Source organism: Methanobacterium sp., from assembly GCA_012838205.1.
Taxonomy (GTDB): Archaea; Methanobacteriota; Methanobacteria; order Methanobacteriales; family Methanobacteriaceae; genus Methanobacterium.
In genome coordinates this window covers 1-16,403 of record DUPR01000032.1, presented here as the reverse complement: position 1 = coordinate 16,403, position 16,403 = coordinate 1, and the positions used below count along the sequence as shown (strand labels likewise).

17 protein-coding genes are annotated in these 16,403 nt (G+C 35.1%); 4 read left to right on the top strand and 13 right to left on the bottom strand.

Going from position 1 to position 16,403, the window contains the following annotated elements; all coding sequences use genetic code 11:
• Positions 1 to 202 precede the first annotated feature (202 nt).
• From GXZ72_04950 to GXZ72_04915, 8 genes are all read right to left on the bottom strand, one after another.
• Complete coding sequence (locus tag GXZ72_04950; protein HHT18888.1) at positions 203 to 640, bottom strand: DUF2120 domain-containing protein; 438 nt, start codon at positions 638 to 640, stop codon at positions 203 to 205.
• Complete coding sequence (locus GXZ72_04945) at positions 637 to 1,593, bottom strand: GTP cyclohydrolase I FolE2 (protein HHT18887.1); 957 nt, start codon at positions 1,591 to 1,593, stop codon at positions 637 to 639. The genes GXZ72_04950 and GXZ72_04945 overlap by 4 nt, the downstream gene beginning before the upstream one ends.
• 175 nt (positions 1,594 to 1,768) lie before the next feature.
• The gene (locus tag GXZ72_04940; GenBank protein HHT18886.1) at positions 1,769 to 2,458 is read right to left on the bottom strand and encodes a DUF2100 domain-containing protein; all 690 of its coding nucleotides are present in this window, start codon (positions 2,456 to 2,458) and stop codon (positions 1,769 to 1,771) included.
• Positions 2,459 to 2,533: 75 nt separating this feature from the next.
• Positions 2,534 to 3,562, bottom strand: coding sequence for a histone deacetylase (locus GXZ72_04935; protein HHT18885.1), 1,029 nt, complete (start codon positions 3,560 to 3,562; stop codon positions 2,534 to 2,536).
• A gap of 59 nt (positions 3,563 to 3,621) precedes the next feature.
• Positions 3,622 to 4,104, bottom strand: coding sequence for an Lrp/AsnC family transcriptional regulator (locus GXZ72_04930; protein ID HHT18884.1), 483 nt, complete (start codon positions 4,102 to 4,104; stop codon positions 3,622 to 3,624).
• A gap of 554 nt (positions 4,105 to 4,658) precedes the next feature.
• Positions 4,659 to 5,351 (bottom strand): DUF4013 domain-containing protein, encoded by a 693-nt coding sequence (locus tag GXZ72_04925; GenBank protein ID HHT18883.1) that lies wholly within the window; start codon positions 5,349 to 5,351, stop codon positions 4,659 to 4,661.
• 233 nt (positions 5,352 to 5,584) lie between these two features.
• Positions 5,585 to 6,268 carry a DUF4013 domain-containing protein gene (locus GXZ72_04920; GenBank protein ID HHT18882.1) on the bottom strand — a complete coding sequence of 228 codons (684 nt, stop codon included), beginning with the start codon at positions 6,266 to 6,268 and terminating at the stop codon, positions 5,585 to 5,587.
• A 595-nt stretch (positions 6,269 to 6,863) separates the two neighbouring features.
• Positions 6,864 to 7,586 (bottom strand): DUF4013 domain-containing protein, encoded by a 723-nt coding sequence (locus tag GXZ72_04915; GenBank protein HHT18881.1) that lies wholly within the window; start codon positions 7,584 to 7,586, stop codon positions 6,864 to 6,866.
• A gap of 330 nt (positions 7,587 to 7,916) precedes the next feature.
• Between GXZ72_04915 and GXZ72_04910 the strand changes: the two genes are divergently transcribed.
• Positions 7,917 to 8,609: a hypothetical protein gene (locus GXZ72_04910; protein ID HHT18880.1), complete on the top strand. Its 693-nt coding sequence runs from the start codon at positions 7,917 to 7,919 to the stop codon at positions 8,607 to 8,609.
• A gap of 50 nt (positions 8,610 to 8,659) precedes the next feature.
• Here GXZ72_04910 and GXZ72_04905 read toward each other — a convergent pair whose 3' ends face one another.
• Positions 8,660 to 9,838 (bottom strand): tRNA (guanine(26)-N(2))-dimethyltransferase, encoded by a 1,179-nt coding sequence (locus GXZ72_04905; protein ID HHT18879.1) that lies wholly within the window; start codon positions 9,836 to 9,838, stop codon positions 8,660 to 8,662.
• A gap of 245 nt (positions 9,839 to 10,083) precedes the next feature.
• Between GXZ72_04905 and GXZ72_04900 the strand changes: the two genes are divergently transcribed.
• Together GXZ72_04900 and GXZ72_04895 are read left to right on the top strand one after the other, a co-directional pair.
• A complete protein-coding gene (locus GXZ72_04900; protein HHT18878.1) occupies positions 10,084 to 11,001 on the top strand; it encodes a CPBP family intramembrane metalloprotease in 918 nt (305 codons plus the stop codon).
• Positions 11,002 to 11,204: 203 nt separating this feature from the next.
• Positions 11,205 to 12,299, top strand: a complete 1,095-nt coding sequence (locus GXZ72_04895) for a DegT/DnrJ/EryC1/StrS family aminotransferase (GenBank protein HHT18877.1) — start codon at positions 11,205 to 11,207, stop codon at positions 12,297 to 12,299.
• 10 nt (positions 12,300 to 12,309) lie between these two features.
• Here the strand turns inward: GXZ72_04895 and GXZ72_04890 are convergent, their stop codons facing one another.
• Complete coding sequence (locus tag GXZ72_04890) at positions 12,310 to 12,612, bottom strand: MTH1187 family thiamine-binding protein (protein ID HHT18876.1); 303 nt, start codon at positions 12,610 to 12,612, stop codon at positions 12,310 to 12,312.
• Between the two features lie 35 nt (positions 12,613 to 12,647).
• On the opposite strand from GXZ72_04890, the gene GXZ72_04885 reads away from it, so the two are divergent.
• Positions 12,648 to 13,505: a TIGR00269 family protein gene (locus tag GXZ72_04885; GenBank protein HHT18875.1), complete on the top strand. Its 858-nt coding sequence runs from the start codon at positions 12,648 to 12,650 to the stop codon at positions 13,503 to 13,505.
• Positions 13,506 to 13,528: 23 nt separating this feature from the next.
• Here GXZ72_04885 and GXZ72_04880 read toward each other — a convergent pair whose 3' ends face one another.
• The 3 genes from GXZ72_04880 to GXZ72_04870 all read right to left on the bottom strand — a co-directional run.
• Positions 13,529 to 15,127 carry a GTP-binding protein gene (locus tag GXZ72_04880; GenBank protein HHT18874.1) on the bottom strand — a complete coding sequence of 533 codons (1,599 nt, stop codon included), beginning with the start codon at positions 15,125 to 15,127 and terminating at the stop codon, positions 13,529 to 13,531.
• A gap of 217 nt (positions 15,128 to 15,344) precedes the next feature.
• Positions 15,345 to 15,557, bottom strand: a complete 213-nt coding sequence (locus tag GXZ72_04875; GenBank protein ID HHT18873.1) for a DUF1922 domain-containing protein — start codon at positions 15,555 to 15,557, stop codon at positions 15,345 to 15,347.
• 59 nt (positions 15,558 to 15,616) lie between these two features.
• Positions 15,617 to 16,403, bottom strand: a 787-nt coding sequence (locus tag GXZ72_04870) for a TraB family protein (protein ID HHT18872.1), incomplete at its 5' end; no start/stop codon positions are given.

Below are 16,403 nucleotides of genomic sequence, written 5' to 3'. Positions count from 1 at the left end.
CGGAGTGAATTGGCTTGCTTCATTAAATCTAAAACATTGTTTCCCTGAACATTTAACAGAGAAACTATTTCTTCTTTGGATAACATTTTTTTTATCCTTCCAAAATCTCCAGATTGATTTTTAAGTGCACAGATATGATTTTAATAAAATCTTTGCTGAAAAATAGTTGTAGTGAAATATCATTCATTGTTTCAGATAGCTGTCATCCTTCCAAAACAGAAACAACTAGTTCAACAAACATAGGCCCCATACCACTTTTATCCTTCCACAAAATCAAAAAAATAGCAATATCATCTAAAAGACCCATCCCATAGTCTGCATGACAGTTCATGCTTTCGAAAGATTCTTTAAGGCGATAAATTCCATATACATCAGTTTCTCCTTGAATTTCAACATGAGAACGGATTTGCTCATCTAAAATAGTAATGATATCTGCTGTTTCATCTGAATACATGTCCAGATTCTTAGCTCCTAAACCCTTGAAAACTTCAGAAATAACAGAACCAAGTTCTTCTGGTTTTATCCGCCGACGTGATCTTCCTCGAACAATCAGTAATTGGGAAGTGTCCATTGCTGCTTTAGAACCATCAAAGGCTTCTAACTCTCCCATGATCTGTCCAGCAATATTTCGGCTTTTCAATTAGTTTCCTCCAAACCATTAATTATTTCTACTTTAAGTTCACCCATTGTGGCGACTTTTTCTGCAAATGCATTGTGACGGTGGATGCTCTCCTCGTTTATTTGCCGTGCAGTAATGAGAGTGTCGTCTGGCAGGTGAGAAAATTCTTGAACGATTTTTTGTAACATGTTTCGCACGCAGTCTTCCACGAACATGGGATGTTGATGAGCATGTTCAACAACAGCGTGTTCATCAGTCCTCTTTAATAATTCGCATACTGATGAACTCATCGAGTCCTCAATTATCCTAATAAGATCTTCGCCCCTGATGATCTGTTGGGCAGGAACTTCAATCATGATGCTTCCCCTGCCTCTTTGATTGTGAGATGCGAACGTAACCGCTTCCAAGACTTTTTCAATAGTTTTTTCATCTAAAAATTCTTGAAGCTTCTGTTTAGAACTTTCTTTTATTGTTTCCTGTGCACAGGGACACACAGTCATTCCAACAACTTCTGCTCCAATCATTTTCCTTATAACAACTTCATCGTCATTACGATAGCCAATGGCATCAGCCATGATATTGGTCATTTCTTGTGTTCGGTGTTTAGTGACTGGCGACTTTTTCATGATCATAAAGTCACTTTTCATACTAACTTCTGCCCTTTTAGCATATTTATGTTTTTCAAGAAGCAAGTTGACGATTTCAGCACATAATGACTCTATTTCTACTACGTTACCTTCAACAGCTTCTTCTAAAACTTCACTGATAGCTTCCGGATTTCGTGACATATGAATTCCTCGCTGTGTGCTGGGAAGATCCACATATGCATCGAAGGTGGGTATGAGAACTATGGGTCTTTTCTTATCTCTTTCAATTTTTAAGAGTTTTTTAACCCCTTTGACCCCTACTCTGGTGAGGTGCACGGGGATGGTAGGTGATTTTTCCTGAGTGTCAGGTAAACATGGTGGTTCCAACTTTTTTCACCCCTGAGTTCTAACAAACGAGTTTTTTTTTTATACATTCTCATTATTATATTTCTCATATAAATTAGGGAATATAAAAAGAGTTGTATATTTTTGTGAGATTTATCATTTTTTTAAGGGATTGGTTTTTTTTCCTAAAAGCAAAATCACATAGCATAACATTTTTTCATGATAACGACAACTGTTCAAGGGATTGTTTGAATTCAACCGCATCAACATCTTTTAATTTATCTTTCTTTATAGCAAAAGCTTTATAAATATTATTAGCACGTTTAACCAGAAGTTCGCCTGATTTATCTTTTTCAACCACTACTAAAATATTTTCACAATCTAAATCTTTCATTTTACGGTTTATATCATTTTTAACATGGGATATTTTCTTTTTTATAGGTTCAAATGCACTTTCTGGAATATTAGGGTTGATAATACGCATATCCTCTGCTTCTAATGGTACTCCTGCCACAACAATCCTTTGGGGCTCTACTCCCCAGCGGGCTAATAATTTTTTGAAGTTTCCTTTAGTGGTGAGGAAGATGTATCTTTTCGAAAGATTTTTTACTTTTTCTTCAACATTTTCTTTCTCCAGCACTCCAAATTCTGCCAAAATTTCGTCAATTTTATTTCTAATCTCGATTAGATCATTGCAAAATTCTTCAGCATCATCCTGTAGTAAATGGTGACTGGGGCGGCTGGTGTAGATGAATTCTTCAGTTTTTATAATCTTATTTAAAATCTCTTCATAGATAGCTGTATCAATTTTTCCTTCCTTTGGATTTTTTAGTTTTTCCTGGATTTTTGATGATTTTCCAGCTTTTTTAAGTAGTGATTGAGCTTGTTTGATCCTGTTTCGATGCATTTAATCTCCTCTAATGTTTATTGGATAATATGGGGGTGATGAAATTCATAATTGGCATTTTATTATAAATAATATTTACAATGTGAAAAATGGTGAAAAAGTGTCCTGGATTTGTTTGAATATATTTTTTGTTTCATTTTTCATGTGATGGTCACTGGATAGTTGCAATTTTCTTTCATTGACGCTTTTATCCATTAACACCTTTATCATTTTCAAGTTGGACTGGGCCATGCCATGATTGGTGTAACCACCTTCCAAGATAAGTGTCATTTTTGGGGTAATTTTTTGCATATATCCGGCAATCCATGGGTAAAAATTATCATCTAAAAGTAGACTAGACAAGTGATCTTTTTGGTGTCCGTCAAATCCCACATCCAGATAATAAAAGTCCGCTTTGAACTGGTTGCAAACTGGTTCTATTATATTTTCAAGCACATAAGTGTAATCTAAGGTTTTTGAACCAGGGGGCATAGGTATATTTATATTAAAACCTTCTCCTTCCCCGCTGCCAGTTTCCCCTATAAATCCCTTTCCAGGAAAAATAGTTCGGGGGTCTTGGTGTATTGAGATGTAAAGAACTTTCGGGTCATTGTAAAATATCTCTGCAGTGCCGTTTCCATAATGAGCATCAATATCCAGTATGAAAAATTTTTCAAGAGCATACTTTTCCATCATATATTTAATTGCTACTGCTAGATTGTTGATTAAACAAAAACCCATGGCCCTGTTTGGTGTGGCATGATGCCCAGGGGGGCGTGCCAGGGAGTAAGCAAAGTCATATTCTTCTAGAATCAGTTCTGATGCTTTAATCGCACCTCCTGCTGCTAATTTTGCAATTTCATAGCTTTGAGGCGAGGCATAAGTGTCAAAGTCCAGATAGCCTCCACCATTTTCAGTGAAGGTTTTTAAATTTTGTACATGTTCTTGTGTGTGCACTCGCAAGATATCTTCTTCATTGGCCGAGCTTGGTTGATGAATATCTATTTTATCCAGCAAGCCTTCTTCTCTGAGAGAATTCATTAAAACTTCGAGCCTTTCTGGGTTCTCCGGATGGTTTTTAGTTTGATGCTTTGCGTATTTGGGGGAGTGTACCAATGAAATCACACAAAAAACCTCCAAAGGTATATTTGACAAAGATATGCTATTTAAGTATCTTAACTTATCTACAACATTTTACTTGAATTTAAGTCTTCTTTAACAATATTTAGCACGGTTTGGGTGTAAGTTCTCTGCACATCTGGTTCTTTATGTAATTTTTTAATGAATTGGTCAAGTTCAGCAGTGTCTTTAAACCGGGCAATGAGTATTGCATCGAATTCGCCTGTGACATCGTACATGCAGAGCACATTTTTATGATAAGATGTCATGTCTTCCCAGTTTTCTAGAACTCCTCCTTTAACTTGCACCCCAATGATGGTGGTGAGGTTGTAACCTAATTTACTGTGATCAAGTACTGGGGCGAATTTCTGTATCACTCCATTTTTGTTTAATTTTTCCATACGATTGTGGACTGTGCCTATGGAGATATTGAGGTCTTTGGCAATTTTTCTATAAGACATTCTACCGTCTTCACTGAATAATTTAATGATTCTTCGGTCGATGTCATCAAGTTCTACCGGACTATTTTTTTTTCTTCCTTCTTTCATCTCACTCACTTATTAATATAATCATTGTTCATAATTATTATAATTAGGCAGGTCACCATACTAACATTGATTTAAATTGTTAGAATAAAGTTTGCATAAGTCAGTTTCAAGTGATAAGAGGAGGTTTAAAGGAAGAAACCACAAAAATGTGATAAAACGAGTTGGTAAAGGAGGGCAAGATTGATGGTAGGTGTCGGTTTTGCACCAATAAAATTGATATGGAACCCAATATGAGAAATTATGCTCAAAAATCTGAAAACTACGTTCTATAAGGAGTTGTGTTTTTAGGTAGTAAAACCACTTGTAATATTCGTAGTTAATAGTAAATGGAATAAAACTTTCGATGCCTTTTATTAATTTTGGCATATATTGCTCCTTTTGAAAAAATATTGTTGCTTTAAAAAATTCATCTGGGCCATATAAAATTTATTCAATATTAATTTATTTTTTTGGTTTTTTTCAAATATCTATTTTAGATCATTTTTCAAAAAGACCAATAAACAAGAATTAATCACAAGTTAAAAAAAAAAATAAAAAAAAGAATTTTTTTAATATTAAGCGGTTTCAGCTAAGGCATCTGCAAATAACGTTGTTATAGCGCGGGCTCCAAACATATAACAGAAGGACATAGCAAGTGGTATTGTAATGATCATGCCGATACCAATCAATAAAGCTCCTACAATTCCTGCTACCGCCATTATCACTGCACATATTAATGCAATAACGATGTAGGTTATTATGTATTTTCCCCAGCCGATTGTAGATATGTAATTTAAGATTTCGCTGAAGCGGAAGGCAGCACCGAGATCACCATCATAATATGCCAAGTTAAGTATTGCAACGATTTCTATTAAGCCAACTATAATCGCAGCTACAATTAATGCTGCATATGAAGCCATCATTGTGGCTAAAAGGGCAGTTGAAGTCGTGTCCACGTAAGTTGTCGTTGATGCGGGGAGTATTAGGCTAATAATAACGCCTATAATCGCTGAAATTATCCATATAGGAATAGCATATACAATTCCTACAACAAATACTTTTAAACCATCAATGAACAATTCTCCAACTTCATCAAAATCTGGCAAATCGTCCAAACTAGCTAATGTGCCTTTTATTATTCTAATTACGTAACCTATCCCGATGAAGTTAACGATTGGTATTATAAGAATTACTGCTAAAATTATAATTTTTGTCCAATCAGATGTGGGATATTTTACGGAATCAGATACTATTTCTCCAATTTCCATTTGTTTTACCTCCAATTAATTTATTGACAATTCATTTATGTAATTCATTTTATAAAAAAGTTACAGGTGGTAATCAAAAACCACCCAGTTTTTGACTGAACCAGTATTCAGCAAATTGAGACAATATTAATAAAATATTAATAAAATGTAATTGAACTGTATCTATTTTTCTAGTTTGTATCAAAAAAATAGAAGGATGATAAAAAGAGGAAACGAAGGTTTTTTTTATTCAGTCATATTTCCACATTAGATGAGAAGAACAAAGCTGCTGATCTTGCATAGAATATGCATAGGAAGGGGTAAATTACTAAAATTCCAAAAATTATCCCTAGTAGTGGAATTAAGTTCAGAAAATTCGTGATTATGCAGCCAATTAATCCAATGATAATCATCACAATGTACCATATAAAATATTTTCCCCACCCAATCATGGATGGTTGTTCTAGAATTTCCCTGAATCTAAAGGCCGATCCCAAGTCACTGTCATTTAAAGCCATGTTAACAATAGCAATTATTGCTATCAGTCCAAATACAAAGGCTAGAATGAATCCAATTATGGACACTCCACCTAAAAGTGCAAAAAATATAGTAGGATCGGCCATTCCTGTAATTGATACAGAAGCGATAGAAGCCCATCCTCCAATTATTATAACCAGGGTTGGAATTAAGAAATAAATGAAATTTACAATAAACACTTTCAAACCATCCTCGAACATTTCGCCCAACATTTCAAAGTCCGGTAATTCATTGAAACCGGCAAGTGAACTTTTCAATATGCGGAAACAGTAGCCCATTACCATAAATATTGGAATTATAATTATGAAGCTGGTTAGTAACATAATCCCCAGTATCAACACTTTAGTCCAGTCTGTTGATGGAAAACTGATGGAATCTGATATAATTTCTCCAATTTCCATATTATTCACATCCATTTTGGATTATATTATTAATATATGCACTTCAATTTATATAAAATTACTATTTTGGAGTTTTCACACGAATAAATAGCATATTGGAGCATCATTATGCACAAAAAAATCCTATCTTATTCTGGATTATGTATCTTAGATAAATACAAAAATGATGAATAGGGCTATATTCGAGTCAAATTATTCAGTGTACGTCTTTATGAGCAATTTTAAGGTTAAAGTAACAGACGTGGATTGTAGTAAGATTAAATAGGATATTCAGCAAATTATCATGAACTCTCAATGAAAACTGCCAATATCTCTCCAGCAGTGACAAGTTTATGGCCTGCGGCATTGAAAACAGGACAATAAACCATATTTTGTAGTTTCCACAACCAATGATATTAATTCGTTCCAATATTTCGTTGAATCGTATGTTGCAAACTCACTACTACTAATAATGGGTCCTATTGGTTATAGTTATATTTGTAATTATGCTCTTTACAAATGTCAGTGTTGCAACAGCAAAGAAAAATGCCAGAAAAATACTGTAAACATAGTTTCTACAGAGTAAGAGGTTTTTTCACTATTATCTATGAATCTATTATGTTATTTTATGATTATTTTTTTTGTTCTGATTTTCAAAACTTGACAAGAACAACAGGCCCAAAGCTCTGGCGAATAACAGATTAATGTAGGGATAAATGGCTAATATGCTAATAATTAGACCTAATATGGGTATTAATCCAATTATAATGGCTGTAACTAACATGCTTAAACCGATGGTTATCATCACCACATACCACACAATAAAGTCTACCCAGCTAATATTAGAAATAGTGTCCAATATCTCTTTGAACCGGAATGCTGCCATGATTTCTCCATCATAGTAGGCCATGTTTGCCAAGGCAATGGTAAAGAAAGCTCCAAAAATTACTGCCATAGCTAATCCCAAAAAGATTAATCCCCATGTTAAACTCAAAGAAAACGTGGGATCTATCGTACTTCCAGCATCCTGAAGAGCCATTAGTGAAGTGATTGAAGTCCACAAGCCAATGAATATGAAGGCAAACGGGATGATAAAGTAAGTCAATTGCACAACAAAAACCTTCAAACCATCAACAAACATCTCACCCCATCTTTCAAAATCAGGAAGATTGTCAACACCATCTATGGACAATTTCAGAACTCTAAATAGATACCCCATGGATAGAAAAGCAGGCACAATTAAAAAGCTGATTAAAAATAATATTCCCAAAATCAACACTTTTTTCAAGCTTTTTGAGGAATATTTCGCTGCATCAGAAGTTAAATATCCTATATCCATATATTAACCCTCAAAATTGGCACAAAACCAATGTTCATTTTAATATATCTTTGTTCATTTTTATTAGTTACTATCTATGCTGATGAAACTAAATTATGGAAACTTAAGGATTAGATATTCAATTTAATTTTTTATTTACCAGAGAATTTTTTTATCAAATATATTATTATTTGTCCGGCGAACCAGTACCTTAGATTAATTATACAATCTTGGCCAAAATCATGGAGAAAACACAAATCTTAAAAAGTAATAATAATGATATATGGATAAGAAAAATAACGTCAATCCCTTAATGTTTTCTAGAAAAGATTCATGAATTTGGGTGTGTCAATGAAATGGCAAGTATTATTATTAGCAGTCCTGGCGATATTTGGAGGATACCTTCTTATTTCAACTGCTGTGGGTCCATTTGAACCAGTGGGTAGACTGGGCTTCGTAAAACTTGCTAACCCTGACATGTTCCCCGGACATCCTCATTCTCAACTTTTAGCAGAATATGCTAAGGAAAGAGGTTCTAAATGTGCTTTGGTTGTTCATTTTGCAGGAGATTCTGGTTATCATAGTTACATGGAGGGTGATGTAATGATAATCGAAATGGCATTAATTGACACCAATGGGACTGGTGCTGCTGATCCCACAAACTATGATGATTCAATAAATCTAGCACTATACGGACCACAGGAGGGTAGGTATAAATTTAAGGCAGATAACATGGAATTTAATAGTTGGAGCGAGGCACGTCAATATATATTGGATTTAGCTGCTCGAAATGGGCAACAAGGACCGATACCCATGGTATGGCACGGAACTGCCCGTTCAGGAAATCCTATATTTATCCAAGGTTGCGGGTTCCCTCTTTATTTTTATATAACTTGGCAAGAGTACGGTAGATTTGCCGCATATTATTACATCATTAAGGGTATGATTGTCCCCTATATCAGCTTACCCTACCGGAATTATGAACTGCTCCACGCTCCTGAATTACAGTACTATTACACTAATCACATGCTTGATTATCGATAGGCTGAATCAAGAGTATAATTTACAAAATCAATTTATTTATGAAAAATTTTTTAGTTGTTCAAAATCCTTCTTTGGGAATTTCTATTAATATTTAAAATTATTTTTTCAATTAAAGGCAATGGTGCATCAGTCTTAACACCGTTAGGATTAAAGTGGGTTTTGTAAACTTGGTATCCTTCTTCTTCAATCAAATTCATAGTTGAATCAAGGGGAGGGGCACTTGTTTTCAACTTTTTACAAATAACATGTAAGTCATAAAATGTAGGGGGGGCATTCGCCTCCTCATGACACTTTTTTAGGAGTTTTAAGACATTATTTTTGGTGTTCAGATTTAACTTAGGTGCAGTGTTTAACATGCTCAAAATAAAATCAGAATCTTGAATTTTACCAATCCATAATGGTCCACTAAGATCCCACCTTTCTTCACATTCTGGACACTTAATGGGTATGCGCGGAGTTACTCCTCTAAAAACCTGACGATTAAGGCATTTGGGGCAATATGCGATATAACCCATGTTTTCTAATGATTTATCAGTATTTTCAGCTCCTTTTCCTACAATGGCATAGAGGCGCATGTAATGTTCGGTGCTATGGGAGAATTTGAACTTTAAAAACTTTTTATACTTGGAAAATGTGCGGCAAAGGAATCCTGCCAAGATCCTAATACCGGTTTCATGACAGTACTCATTTCGTAGTGGTTTTGAACCATACTTCCTGATGCAAGGTTTTTTATAGGTTCCACAAAGAGCTGAAGTATCGGTGGCGGTAATACAAATTAGTCCTCCTGCCTTCAAACTGGAAGCAGCTGATTCTACATATGGTGCGGGAGTTCCAAAAGGATCAATATCCACCACATCGAATTTACCTCTACAAGTACGCAGAAGTAAGTTGGCCTCTTTCCTACAAACATTCACATTGGTCAATCCGTTGTTGGCAATGTTTTCATGGGCAAGTTCAACTGCTATTGGGTTTAAATCATTCACAACGGCCATTGATACTCCATTTATCTCTTTAGAGTATCTTATGCCTCGTATGCCACTACCTGCGAAGGCATCACAGATGGCAATATCCTGCTCACAACTTTGACGGTACACTGATAAAGCAGCCACTGATAAGTCTCGGTTAAGTTCCATGGCAGGATTATAAAAAACAGGAGCTTTTGATGAAATTTTTTCATATTGGGGAATTTTAATCCGTACTCGGCCCTCATCAATAAACAAGTAGTCCATTTAATAAACCTCTATTCATATTAAACAAGTAATCTCTTTTCATACACTTCTATTCATTATCTCTTTTTTAGACTAATTTGTACATTAATAGAATTAATTTTCATTAATCAATTAGCAATTAGGCGTTCCATTTATATAATGAATAATGTATTATTATACTATATTATTACTAAAGAGATTAGAATCTTGATGTTAATGATTTAAATCTTATATTATTTTGGATTGGTATCAATGGAGTAAAAATCATGTCAGAAATAACTTTTTTGGATAATGCGAAAACAGGTAAGAATAACTGGTGGAGATATGTTATCACCATTGGTTTATCGGCCGGTGTAAGTTTTATTGTCACTTTAGTTCTCTTTATAATGTTTATTGTACTATACATAACTTTATCGCCCATAAAAACGAATGCAAACTTTCTTTCAAGTGTTTCGGACATCGCATATAATCCTTTCTTTTTGATAACGATTACAGGTGTTCTTTACCTTATTTCTGCCTTTATTTTTTATGTTTGTGTCAGATTTTTGCATAAAAAAAGGTTTTTATCAATCATAAACGCAGTTTCTGGCTTTCGTTGGAAAATGTTATTTAAGGGAATGGGTTTATGGTTATTAATCCTATTTTTATTTAGTTTACCAGAATTAGTCTTTAGTCCTAATAGCTATCAGTTTACCTTTGATCCCAAAAATTATGGATTTTTACTGGTTTTATGTCTTTTAGTATTCCCTATTCAAGCATCCTTAGAAGAACTTGTATTTAGAGGGTACTTAATGCAAGGATTTAGTTTGCTAACAAAAAAACCATGGATTCCTCTTTTAGTTACTTCGATAATCTTCAGCTTGATGCATTATTGGAATGGAACTGGAAATGTGGCATTGGCCATCGTGATATCTACGTTCATTATTGGCTTTATGTTGGGTATCATAGCTCTGGGAGATAATGGCATTGAAACAGCAATGGGTATACATATTGGAAACAACCTTTATGTGGCACTAATATTTAACTCGGCAGATTCAGGATTACCAAATGTGCCATCCTTGGTCACATCCCAACCAACTGATCCTTTTGCAGGAATACCATTCATGGTTGTCATGGCTTTATTAACAATCGTAATCCTGTTTTGGAATCGAAAAGACGATTTAATTAGAATATTCCATAAATAAAAATTTAATTCTTTTTCAATTCTTTCTTTTTAATTTATTTTCCATGATGAAGGTATGTTTTTTATGTTTGATCAACAAACGAAAAGTGGATGAATTAATGTGGAATTTAAAAATTGTATATCTAATGGTGTTTGAAAAAATAATGATACTAAATTATGATATAATTTTCATATAGTTATCAGTCAAAATTTCAAGGTGATATGATGATACCGGTTGCAAAACCCCTTATTGGTGAAGAAGAAATTAAAGAAGTGGAAAAAGTATTAAAATCAGGATTTATAGCGCAAGGCCCGAAAGTGGCTGAATTTGAAGAAGCTTTTGCAAGTTATGTTGGTGTTGAACACGCTGTTGCTGTAAGTTCAGGAACCACGGCCTTACACCTTTCACTTCTTGCTGCAGGGGTTAAACCAGATGATGAAGTTATAACCACTCCCTTCAGTTTCGCAGCCACTGGTAACTGTGCACTCTATGTTGGTGCTAAACCAGTTTTTGTTGATATAAACCCCGAAACTTTTAACTTAGACCCGGAACAAATTGAAGGAGCTATTTCAAAAAAAACCAAAGCAATAATACCTGTACATCTATATGGTCAACCAGCACAAATGGACTTGATAAATCAGATAGCCCTAGAAAACGATCTTGTGGTGATTGAAGATGCAGCCCAAGCCCATGGGGCAATGATTAAAGATCAAATGGTAGGATCCATGGGGGACATGGCTTGTTTTAGTTTTTATCCAACCAAAAACATGACCACCAGTGAAGGTGGAATTATAACCACTAATGATTCTAATATGGCTGATATGGCCCGGGTTTTAAGAGCTCATGGGGAAAAAGATAGGTATCAACATGTAGTTCTGGGATATAACTTTCGCATGACTGATATATCGGCAACTATTGGATTAGTTCAACTAAAAAAGCTAGATGGATTTAATAAAAAAAGAATAGAAAATGCAGAATATCTTACTGAGCACATAAAGGATATGTCTGGCATTCAACCGCCTTATGTTTCTCCAGAAGTCAAGCATGTATTTCACCAGTACACTGTGCGTATTAAAGAAGGAAAAAGGCATGATTTGATGGAATATTTAAACCAAGAAGGAATTGGAACTGGTATTCATTACCCCATTCCAATATACGGGCAAAAACTCTATCAAGACATGGGCTATGATGATGTTTGTCCTGAAACAGAAAAAGCCACTTCTGAAGTTCTTTCCCTTCCTGTTCATCCTGATCTTTCCATAGAAGAACTCGAAAAGATAGCGATTTCATTAGAAGCAGCTTCAGATAAGATTTTTTAAAAATTAAGTTTCATTTCAGTTTTTTTTCAACTGATAGAACCTTATCATCCATGGTCTTTTCACGATCCCTACGATCATCTATTTTGACACTGGTCACCACCCGATTAACACCATCTCTAAAAACTGCTTCATGAGCAACTTTAAGAGCTTCAAAGAGCTCATCAAGATTTTCAGTTTCCAATAGGGTTCCCATGCCACTTAATTTATATTTAATTCCTGTTTTATCCAGAGCAGCAACAGCAACAGCAACATATTTGCTTAAACTTGTTTCAGAAGTTCCGATGGGGATGATGGTCAGTTCTGCTGATATCATATCCTTATTTATGTTCAACTGTTCATATAATTTTTATGAAACCTCTGGAATCCAACAACTTCTGCTTGGAACTTGAAAAACGGGTGAAAAATACTATAAATGACTATGAACTTATCAATGACGGGGATAAAGTTGCTGTAGCTCTTTCTGGAGGAAAAGACAGTGTATTAGTGTTACATATTCTTAATAAGCTTTGTAGGGAATCTGATATTAATTTTGAGCTTCTGGCTATTACAATTGATGAGGGAATTAAAGGATACCGTGAAAATGGTATTAAATCAGCTAGAAAAAATGCATCTCAACTTGGTGTAGATTATTATGAATTATCACTGGAAGATGAGTTGGGACTCACCATTGATCGAGCTTCGAAGTTTTATAAGACGGCTTGTATTCCCTGTGGTGTTTTCAGAAGATATCTATTAAACCGCACCGCATATCAATTAGGTTCTGATAAATTGGCAACTGGACACAACTTAGATGATGAAGTTCAATCTTTCCTTATGAGCTTTGCCCGGGCAGATGTGAGACGGTTTTCCAAATTTGGGCCCAAACAAGATCGTATTCATCCTAAAATGGTGCCAAGAATAAAACCACTCTGGATTATACCTGAAAAAGAGGTTGGTAAGTGGGCAATTCTACAAAAGGTTGATGTTCATCTAGCTGAATGTCCATATGCTCATAAATCATTGCGTTCACGACTAAAAAACTATTTAAACAATTTAGAAGAAAACAAGCCAGGCACTAAGATGAAAATGCTGGATTTTTTTAAAAAAAGCATACAAGTAGATAAAGGAGAGGTTAAACTTTATGAATGTCAAATATGTGGCGAACCATCCTCTGCTGTCATATGTAAAGCTTGTGAAATCAGTGATATTATTAAAAAAAAATACTAAATTAGATAATTTATAGAGCTAAGTCATGATTCGCTTGCTAAACGGGTTACAGTGCCAAAACCTTTACTTTTGCCTTCTCGAAATATCAGTTTTTGCCCTTCTTTAATTGCGAAGGGATGATATTTGAATCTCATTCTAATTGTACCAGTGTCTCCTGCTGATAAATATTCTTGTTCAATCGGCTTAAAGCAAGTAGTTTCTGCTATAGTTTCTATGTGAGTTATACATTCATAACCTTTCTTAATGGTGGTTGGGTGTACAAGTATAGCTACATCAGCATCAAATTCTCTGACTGCACGTGGATTATAGTCATGGTGACATATAATCATGCCTCTTTTGATTTCATTCATTTCAACACCAGTAATGGAAATTCCAACCACATCTCCCACATTTGCACTTTCTTTTCGGTAATGATGCATCTCTATGGTCTTAACATTCACTGGAACGAAATTACCAGAATTTAAAGGGCCTAAAATTAGTTTTTCACCTTTTTTCACAGTACCTTGTCTTATAGTTCCGCTCACTACTGTTCCCACACCAATAACTGAGTATATTTTGTCAATATACATCAAAAATGGTTTTTTCGAGTCTTCCACATGAGATGGAATTTTAATACGGGAAAAAATCTGGTCAAGGAGTTCCAACCCTTCACCACTAACAGGAGAAGCTTTTATAACAGGTACCAAATGATGATTCATGTGTTCTGTTAAAAAATCTGCATCTTCAATGTTTTTAATTAAGTAAGGTATTCTGCCCACTAATTTCAACAAGTCAAAGACTTCTTGTCGGACAGTTTCAATTCTTTCTGGGCTGACCATGTCAATTTTGGTTATCACCACTATCACCGGCAATTCCATGGCCAATATGATGCCTAAGTGTTCTCGAGTAATGTGTGTTGGGCCCTGTTCGGCTGCTACAACTAATAATCCATGACTCAACTTCTGTCCGACTATGCCTCGGATGGTGGTGCGGAGCCAAGGTTCATGACCAACTGTGTCAACGAAAGAAACAAGTTTATCACATTTTTCAACTAAAACAGCTTTTTCACGTTTATTAAGAGGATTTTTAATCCTTTTTGTTTTTCCTTTGCTGAATCCATACACTGCAAAGGAAAGGTCAGCTGACAATCCCCGCTCAATTTCATGTTTTTGAATGTCCAGAAATATTCTGGAACTTCCAGTTCCAGTGTCAAGGGATCCAGTGGTTAATGTTCCCACCAAGGTGCTTTTTCCATGGTCAACATGGCCTGCAACTCCTATGAGGAGGTGATCTGTTTTGTTATTTTGCAAACGGTTAATGACTACCTTTGCTACTTCTCCCTTCGGGGCTTGTTCGGTTGTAATGTCAATGATTTTTGCGCTGATTTCACTGGCAAGTTCACTTAAAACATGTATAGTTTCATCCATCTTTCTTTTTTCCAGTCCCAAGAGATGACCATCATCATCAACTCCCAAAAAATAAATGGCTTCACCATTCCCTTTTTCTAGACGGTATTTCATTTGGGATGCTAATTGCTGTTTACGTTCAGTTAAAAGATGTGTTTCAGAATTAAGGTTTTCTTTGAATTCTATATTTTTTCTCTCACCCTCACTGGTGAGTTTTGAGAAATTTCCATCATTCATAATTAAACCTGATGTTTATATTATCGGTTTGCATTGGTTCATATTATTATTATATCATCTTTTAATTGAACTATTGTATCTTTTAATTCTATAGTCTAGTAAGGCTATCTGTTGGCACAGAATTTGGAATTTAAAAAAGTAAATTATAATTAATTACCGTTCATTTGATGATTTAACTTCTCAAAGTTTGAAACAGATGATTAATTCTTGATATTGATCATATTTGATCAGCTGTGGTAAAGAAGACTCCACCATATTTTTCTTCTTGCAGTTCTTGCACTTTTTGGGCCGCTGTTAAGTGGTCTTCAGTTTTGGCTATTATCCTTCTTTCTACAACCTTTAAATTCTTCCCACAAACACATTTTTTACGTTTCACTCCTTCTTTAGCATAAATTGCCCGTCCACAGTCACATCTGAATATTAAGTACATTTATATCAGCCCATTATCATCATCGAATAAATATATGGAATTATCTTTTTCCATTTTTTTCACGTGCCTATTAATTTGTTTAGTAGAGGTAGGAAAACGTTAGTAATTGATAAAAAGAATCCGATCATGGTTCCTATATTGGCGCCTGCTGCTACTAGGAGAATTCGGAAAAGATTGTTATTCCATAATTCCTTAAAGCTTTCAATATCCGATAGTGCTGTAAGATCTTCCATTGAAACTCCTCTTAATTTTGCTTCCACTATACCTGCAAACCATCCCGCAGCCAGAAGAGGATGTATGGAAGTGATGGGGGCCACGATAAAGGCAACTATGGCTGAGGGTAACTTGGACCCTGCTAATAGTGACCCTAAAAATGCCATGCTACCAGTAAGGAGAACAAACCATATCAGCCCTCCCTGGATATCCACACCTTTTAAAAGTGCTGCGGCAAATATTAAAATAAATATGGCTGGAATGGCAAATAAGACTATCTTAGTAATGTTTATTCTTTTTTTTCCCAATTCCGTAAGCTGTTGAAGCGAAGGTAAATCTTCAGGATGTTCAAGGTTTTGATAGATCCCATCTTTATGGCCGGCACCAACAACTGCGACCACGTTACCGTCTATATCCAGGAGCTTCCGAGCCATATATGCATCTCTTTCTTTTACCAGGACTTCATAGGCGCGAGGAGACATCTCCTGGAAATAATTCATTACTTCAGCCAGAGTATCGCCCTCTTTTATGCTTTCAATATCTTCAATTGTTTCATCATCGTTAAAAAACGATGCAATTATGCTATACACGAATTTAGCCTTCTCCCAGAAGCTCATCATATTCAAAGCTCGT

Coding starts and splice junctions, on each gene's coding strand:
- GXZ72_04915 (HHT18881.1), bottom strand. CDS start 7,586: ATGGATATAGGATATTTAACTTCTGATGCAGCGAAATATTCCTCAAAA.
- GXZ72_04910 (HHT18880.1), top strand. CDS start 7,917: ATGAAATGGCAAGTATTATTATTAGCAGTCCTGGCGATATTTGGAGGA.
- GXZ72_04925 (HHT18883.1), bottom strand. CDS start 5,351: ATGGAAATTGGAGAAATAGTATCTGATTCCGTAAAATATCCCACATCT.
- GXZ72_04940 (HHT18886.1), bottom strand. CDS start 2,458: ATGCATCGAAACAGGATCAAACAAGCTCAATCACTACTTAAAAAAGCT.
- GXZ72_04885 (HHT18875.1), top strand. CDS start 12,648: ATGAAACCTCTGGAATCCAACAACTTCTGCTTGGAACTTGAAAAACGG.
- GXZ72_04930 (HHT18884.1), bottom strand. CDS start 4,104: ATGAAAGAAGGAAGAAAAAAAAATAGTCCGGTAGAACTTGATGACATC.
- GXZ72_04895 (HHT18877.1), top strand. CDS start 11,205: ATGATACCGGTTGCAAAACCCCTTATTGGTGAAGAAGAAATTAAAGAA.
- GXZ72_04905 (HHT18879.1), bottom strand. CDS start 9,838: ATGGACTACTTGTTTATTGATGAGGGCCGAGTACGGATTAAAATTCCC.
- GXZ72_04900 (HHT18878.1), top strand. CDS start 10,084: ATGTCAGAAATAACTTTTTTGGATAATGCGAAAACAGGTAAGAATAAC.
- GXZ72_04875 (HHT18873.1), bottom strand. CDS start 15,557: ATGTACTTAATATTCAGATGTGACTGTGGACGGGCAATTTATGCTAAA.
- GXZ72_04880 (HHT18874.1), bottom strand. CDS start 15,127: ATGAATGATGGAAATTTCTCAAAACTCACCAGTGAGGGTGAGAGAAAA.
- GXZ72_04890 (HHT18876.1), bottom strand. CDS start 12,612: ATGATATCAGCAGAACTGACCATCATCCCCATCGGAACTTCTGAAACA.
- GXZ72_04920 (HHT18882.1), bottom strand. CDS start 6,268: ATGGAAATTGGAGAAATTATATCAGATTCCATCAGTTTTCCATCAACA.